General features: G+C 29.5%; 1 protein-coding gene. It reads left to right on the forward strand.

Going from position 1 to position 241, the window contains the following annotated elements:
* Window positions 1-241, forward strand: a 241-nt coding sequence (locus SH09_RS12870; RefSeq protein ID WP_042740043.1) for an aminoglycoside 6-adenylyltransferase, incomplete at both ends; no start/stop codon positions are given.

A 241-nucleotide genomic window follows, 5' to 3' on the forward strand; every position in this document is an offset into this window, starting at 1 on the left:
TTTAGTAACTCAAGAAATTGTTCCAGATGACTCAAATTATTGGTTAAAAAAACCAACAGAACGAGAATTTTATGATTGCTGTAATGAGTTTTGGAGTGTCTCAACGTATGTAGCAAAGGGGGTTTTTAGAAGAGAAATATTATTTGCTTTAGATCATTTCAATAATATTTTACGTCCTGAATTATTAAGAATGATTTCTTGGTATATTGGCTTTAATAGGGGTTTTGATTTTAGTTTAGGA

This window comes from Staphylococcus gallinarum (genome assembly GCF_000875895.1).
GTDB lineage: Bacteria > Bacillota > Bacilli > Staphylococcales > Staphylococcaceae > Staphylococcus > Staphylococcus gallinarum.